A 6,013-nucleotide genomic window follows, 5' to 3' on the forward strand; every position below is an offset into this window, starting at 1 on the left:
TTTACCTTGTGCACAAGTTGCTTGTGCAAGAGGAAATCTAGCACGAGGTATCTGCTGCCGCGCAACCCCTGTCTCGATTCGCGCCCCGTGACGCCGCCCGCCGCGGCCGTCGGATCAGACCTTCGCCGCGTGCCGCCCGGTGGTCAGCTCCCGGCCGTTGTCGACGAGCTGCTCGGCCATCCGGTCGACCGCCTCGGTGAAGTCCCGCTCGGTGTCCCAGTCCGTGAGCTGCTCCAGCAGCCACAGCCGCCACGCCCCGACCAGCCTGCCGAACGTGTCGGCACCGAGCCGGGTGAACGTGTGGTGGCCCTGCGACTCGGCCACGTAACCCAGGTCGACGAGTTGGCGCGCGGTCGGCTCGAAGATCCCCGCGGGCACCCCCGTCTCCGCCGAGATCTCCAGCAGGGTCGCGTTGCCGTCGTCCACGGCGTGCCGGTAGATCCGGACGATCAGCCACGCCTGCGCCTCGGTGAGCGGCACGCCGGACCGGGCCACCAACTCGGGGCCGGGGTTGGTCTTCTGCCTGCTCCACACCTGCCCGACCAGCTTCTCCAGCTCCTGCCGCGAATCCGTGGACGCGGGCGGCGAGAACCCCTCTCCCACACCGCTGTTGCCCTCGGCCGAGGCCCGCGCGGTGTCGCGCAGCCGCACCTCCGGCAGGAACAGCGCGACCGCGAACGCCACCACGCCGACGGGCACGGCGTAGAGGAACACCGTGTGCAGCGCGCCGACGTAGGCGTCCACGAAGGGCGCCTTCACCTCCGCGGGCAACGCGTGCAGGCCCTTCACCGTGGAGACCGCGCGCGGGTCCACACCCGGCGACGCGGCCAGCGCGGCCGCCAGCCGGTCCGGCAGCTCACCCGCGTAGACCGTGCCGAAGACCGCGACGCCGAACGAACTGCCCATCGTGCGCAGGAAGCTGACGCCGGACGTCGCGACGCCCAGGTCCGCGTAGGCGCTGGTGCTCTGCACGACGATGATCGGCACCTGCATCGTGCAGCCGATCCCCAGTCCCAGCACCAGCATGGACGCCGACGCCTCCGCGAACGAAGTGTCGGCGTCCAACCTGGACAGCAGGTACAGGCCCGCGACGATCAGCGCCGAGCCGCCGATGGGGAAGTAGCGGTAGTGGCCGGTCTTGCTGATCACGTTGCCGGTGGCGATCGAGCTGACCAGCAGGCCGAGGATCAGCGGGAGCATCCGCAGTCCGGACTCGGTCGCGCTCGCGCCCTGCACGTACTGGAGGTAGGTCGGCAGGAACGTGATGCCGCCGAGCATCGCGAACCCGACGATGAAGCTCAGCACCCCCGCGACGGTGAACACCCGGCTGCGGAACAGGCGCATGGGCAGCATCGGCTCGGCGGCGCGCAGTTCCACGAGGACGAACGCGGCCAGCGCCACCAGCGACCCGGCGGCCATCCACAGGATCGTGGGAGAGCCCCACGGGTACTCGGTGCCGCCCCAGCTCGTGACCAGCGTGAGGCCGGTCGCGGCCAGCGCGATCAGCAGGATGCCCGCGTAGTCGATCACCGGTTTGACGGCGCCGCGGGCCGACGGCAGCGCCACGGCGGCCACGCCGAGGACGACCAGGCCGAGCGGGACGTTGACGTAGAACGCCCAGCGCCAGCTCAGGTGGTCCACGAAGAGACCGCCGAGCAGCGGGCCCGCGACCGTCGCCACGCCGAACATCGCGCCCATCGCGCCCTGGTACTTGCCGCGTTCGCGCAGCGGCACCACGTCGGCGATGACGGCGGACGCGGTGACCATCAGGCCGCCCGCGCCGAGGCCCTGGACCGCTCGGAAGAGGATCAGTCCGGTCATGGTGTCGGTCCAGCCGCAGAGGAAGCTGCCCGCCATGAACAGGACGACGCTGGCCAAGAACGCCTTCTTGCGGCCGAAGAGGTCGCCGAACTTGCCGATCAGCGCCGTCATGATCGTTTCAGCCAGCAGGTAGGACGTCACCACCCAGCTCAGGTGGTTGCCGCCGCCGACGTCGCCCACGATCGTGGGCAGCGCCGTCGCCACGATCGTCTGGTCCAGTGCCGCGAGCAGCATCCCGAGCATGATCGCGACCACGACCAGGGTGCGCGAGCGTCGGGTGAGCCCCTGCGCCGGGTCGTGCCGTTCTGCCTGTTCCGCGACCGCCATGCACGGAGAGTAGGGCCGTGGTCGCGGTCCGGCAGCACGAACGTGGTGGCCTTGATTGTGGAATGGCGGAGGCCTTGTGCGACCATTGCGATCATGTCTCTGCTTCGTGTCGCCGTGCCGAACAAGGGTTCATTGAGCGGCGCTGCCATGCAGTTGCTGACCGATGCTGGTTATCAACTGCACCGAAACAATCGCGAGCTTTCGATGCTCGACGTCGCACACGGTGTCGAATTCTTCTTCCAGCGCCCGAAGGACATCGCCGTCTACGTCGGAAGTGGCGCGCTCGACGTCGGCATCACCGGTCGGGACCTCCTCCAGGACTCGGGGGCCGCGGCGAGGGAAATCCTCCCACTCGGATTCGCCAAGTCGCTGTTCCGGTTCGCCGCCAAGCCGGACGGCCCCTCCGCCGTCGTGGGCCTCGACGGGCTGAAGGTGGCGACGAGCTACCCGACGCTGGTCGGGAAATACCTGGTGGGAGTGGGTGTGAACGCCCACCTGGTCAAGCTGGAGGGTGCCGTGGAGAACGCGGTCGCCCTCGGGCTCGCCGACGCCGTCGCCGACGTCGTCGAGACCGGGACGTCCCTGCGCAACGCCGGTCTGACGGCGTTCGGCGAGCCGATCCTCGCGTCGGAAGCGGTCCTCGTCCGCACTGAGGGCTCAAAGTTGTCACCCGAGTTGGAGACCGCCGTTGAGGTGCTGGTGCAGCGCTTGCAAGGCGTGCTGCACGCCCGTGAATTCGTGTTGATCGATTACGTGTGCCGCACGGACGTGGTCGACCGCGCGTGCGAATTGACCCCTGGCCGTGAATCCCCGACGTTGTCCCCGCTAGCGAAAGATGGATGGGTCGCCGTGCGTTCCCTCGTCGAGCGGCACGGAATTCAACGGCTCATGGACGAGCTGATGACGATCGGCGCCGAGGCGATTCTCGTGACGAAATTGGAAGCCTGCCGGATCTGACCCGTTGTCACGGCTTCCAGCGCGGATCGCGCCCGGTCAACCCGAGCACCCGGTCCAAGGTGGACGCCCCGTCGGGCACGACGACCTCCGCGCCGTACACCCCCATGGCGCGGCCCTGGTCCGCGGTCTTCGCCACCTCGCCGAGGGCGAACTCCAGGACGTCGTCGTCCCACTCCGGCCGCTGCCCGCTGCCCCGGCCGAGGTCCCACCCGTGCACCACCAGCTCCGCCAGCACCATCCCGCCGACCAGGTCCGCGGGCATCTCCGTCGGGCCGCCCATGTGCGTCGTGCCCTCCCACGCGGAGTCGTCGCCCCACGCCGCGGCGATGTCCGCCACCTGGGCCTCCAGCCGCTCCGCCCAGTCGTCGCCGACGCGCACGTCCTCCAGCGGTGGCACGGACTTCCCGCGTCCCGCGCCCGCCAGTGCGGGCCCCCAGGTGAGCAGGTGCGCGACCAGCGCGCGCACGTCGAACTCCGCGCACGGCGTCGGCGCGTCCAGGTCGTCGACGCCGCGCACCACCGCGACCGCCGTCGTCGCCGCGCTGGTGACCAGTGAACCCGCTGCCATGTCTCGTGCTCCCCACTCGTGCGTTTCCCGTTGTGCCGCCACGGTAGGAGCGCGTCGCGGACCTGTCTTGGACTAACGCGACAGTAGGGTTCCCCCGTGGTGGAACGGGACGTCAGGGAGATCGGCGGGGCGTGGGCGAGCTTCCAGGCCCACTCGTTCCCCGAGCCCGCCGCCGACCTGGCGCCCTTCGTGGACCACTTCTGGGCCGTGTCCTGGGACCTGGGCGGCCGACCGCCGTACCGGCAGTTGATCGTGCCGAACCCGACCGTGCAGCTCTCCTTCCCCAACGGCGCCGCCGAGGTGCACGGGGTCGGCCGCCGGTCCGGGTACAAGGTGTTGGCCGACGTGGGCCGGGTGTTCGGGGTGGCGTTCCGGCCCGGCTGCTTCCGGCCGTTCCTCGGCCGGTCGGTGTCGACGATCACCGGCGAGGTCCTGCCCGCCGCGGACGTGTTCGGCCCGGTCCCCGCCCGCGCGATGGCGGAGGCGGCGGACGAGCGGGAGCAGGCGCGGATCGCGGAGGAGTTCCTGCGGTCGGTGTGGCCGCAACCGGATCCGACGGCCGAGCACGTGGCGTCGGCGGTCGCGCTCGTGGCCGGGGATCCGGGCATCACCAGGGTCACCGAGCTGGCCGAGCGCCTCGACACGCACGTGCGATCATTGCAGCGCCTGTTCGCCGAGTACGTCGGTGTGGGCCCGAAGTGGGTGATCCGCCGGTACCGCCTCCGCGAGGTGACGGACCGGATGGAGCGCTCGGCGGTGATCGACTGGGCCGGTGTGGCCGCCGAACTCGGTTACGCCGACCAGGCGCACCTGACCCGCGACTTCACCGCCATGATCGGTGAGTCACCGACCCGCTACGCCGCGCGGTACCCCGCACCATGACGTGCCCGCTTGCTTGACTACCGAATCACAACGGTGTTCCATAACGAGGTTTCCACCAACCGGGAGTAGGTCTGCCATGCGCGGGGTGCAAGACGGGGTGGCCGTGGACGTTCCCGCACCCGTGCTCCCGGTCGAGGGCGCCGTGCCGAACTGGCTCTCGGGCACTCTACTGCGCACCGGCCCCGCCACCTCACCCTCGGCCTTCCGCAACTGGCTCGGCGGCCCGTCGGCGTTGCACCGCTTCGGTTTCGGCGGCGGAGCGGTGTCCTACCGGTCGGTCTCCCCGGACGGCCCACCCGCCCGGCACGGTCGGGGTCGCATCGACTTCGCGGAGTTCACCGCCGACCCGTGCCTCTCGCTGTTCTCCCGTTTCCTGACCCGCTACCGGATCGCGCCCAACGCCGCCGCGAACGTGCTGTCGCTCGCGGACCGCCAGTGGGCCCGCCACGACACCCCGATCGCGGTCGACTTCGACCCCGGCGTGCTCGACGGCGTCGGCATCGCGGGCGGCCTGTCGACGCCCGTGCCCAGCGCGCACCCGCACCACGCGCCGCTCACCGGCGACGTGCTCGACTACGTCCTCCGGTTCGGCGAGCACAGCGAGTACCGCGTCCACCGCAGACGCCCCGGCAGCAGATCCAGGGAACTCCTGGTGGCCGTGCCGACCGAGAACCCCGGTTACCTGCACAGCTTCGCGGTCACGGACCGGTTCGTCGTGCTGGTCGAGTACCCGTTCGTCGTGGACCCCCGCCACCCGCTCACGCCCGGCAGGCCGTTCACCTCCAACCACCGCTGGCGGCCCGAACTGGGCACCCGGTTCATCGTGGTCGACCAGGCGGACGGCCGGATCGTCGCGGACCACCGCACCGAGGCCTTCTTCGCGTTCCACCACATCAACGCCCGCGACGCGGGCAACCGCGTGGTGCTGGACATCTGCTCCTACGCCAACGCCGACCCGGTCAACGCGCCCCGGCCCTCCCGCTGGCGCGGCGAACTCCCACTCGCCCTCCCGACCCGCTACGAGATCGACCTGCTCGGCGGCGTCCTGCACACCCGGCGCCTGGCGGCCGAGCCGTTCGAGCTGCCCCGCATCTCCTACCGCGCGCACAACGGCGGCGACTACCGGTTCGCCTACGGCGTCGGCGTCCAGGACCCGCGCGGCGGAGCCGCGTTCGACCGCCTGGTGAAGCTCGACGTGAACTCGGGCGAGACCTGGGTGTGGCACGAGCCGGGCCAGCACCCCGGAGAGCCTGTCTTCGTGCCCTCGCCGACGGCCCGGCACGAGGACGACGGCGTGCTGCTGTCCGTGGTGCTGGACGGCCACGACGGGCGGGCGGGGATGGTCGTGCTGGACGCCAGGACGTTCGAGGAACTGGCCCGCGTCGGTGTGCCGCACCACGGGGTCGCCGCGGTTTCCACCGCGAGCTGATCGTCGGGCGGTCCGGTGGAGGTGCCACT

General features: G+C 70.8%; 5 protein-coding genes. 3 read left to right on the forward strand and 2 right to left on the reverse strand.

Annotated elements, in window-relative coordinates; genetic code table 11:
• Positions 1-114: 114 nt before the first annotated feature.
• Positions 115-2,148 (reverse strand): MDR family MFS transporter, encoded by a 2,034-nt coding sequence (locus NZH93_RS10045; RefSeq protein WP_259622711.1) that lies wholly within the window; start codon positions 2,146-2,148, stop codon positions 115-117.
• 99 nt (positions 2,149-2,247) lie between these two features.
• Here NZH93_RS10045 and hisG point away from each other — a divergent pair, with 99 nt between their 5' ends.
• Entirely contained in the window at positions 2,248-3,105 is an 858-nt protein-coding gene (gene hisG / locus NZH93_RS10050; protein WP_259623133.1) for an ATP phosphoribosyltransferase, read from the forward strand.
• A gap of 7 nt (positions 3,106-3,112) precedes the next feature.
• Here the strand turns inward: hisG and NZH93_RS10055 are convergent, their stop codons facing one another.
• The gene (locus NZH93_RS10055) at positions 3,113-3,673 is read right to left on the reverse strand and encodes a TIGR03086 family metal-binding protein (RefSeq protein ID WP_259622712.1); all 561 of its coding nucleotides are present in this window, start codon (positions 3,671-3,673) and stop codon (positions 3,113-3,115) included.
• Positions 3,674-3,769: 96 nt separating this feature from the next.
• On the opposite strand from NZH93_RS10055, the gene NZH93_RS10060 reads away from it, so the two are divergent.
• The gene (locus NZH93_RS10060) at positions 3,770-4,555 is read left to right on the forward strand and encodes a helix-turn-helix domain-containing protein (protein WP_259622713.1); all 786 of its coding nucleotides are present in this window, start codon (positions 3,770-3,772) and stop codon (positions 4,553-4,555) included.
• Between the two features lie 76 nt (positions 4,556-4,631).
• A complete protein-coding gene (locus NZH93_RS10065; protein WP_259622714.1) occupies positions 4,632-5,984 on the forward strand; it encodes a carotenoid oxygenase family protein in 1,353 nt (450 codons plus the stop codon).
• The last annotated feature ends 29 nt before the right edge of the window (positions 5,985-6,013 follow it).

Source organism: Umezawaea endophytica, assembly GCF_025061645.1.
Lineage (GTDB): Bacteria > Actinomycetota > Actinomycetes > Mycobacteriales > Pseudonocardiaceae > Umezawaea > Umezawaea endophytica.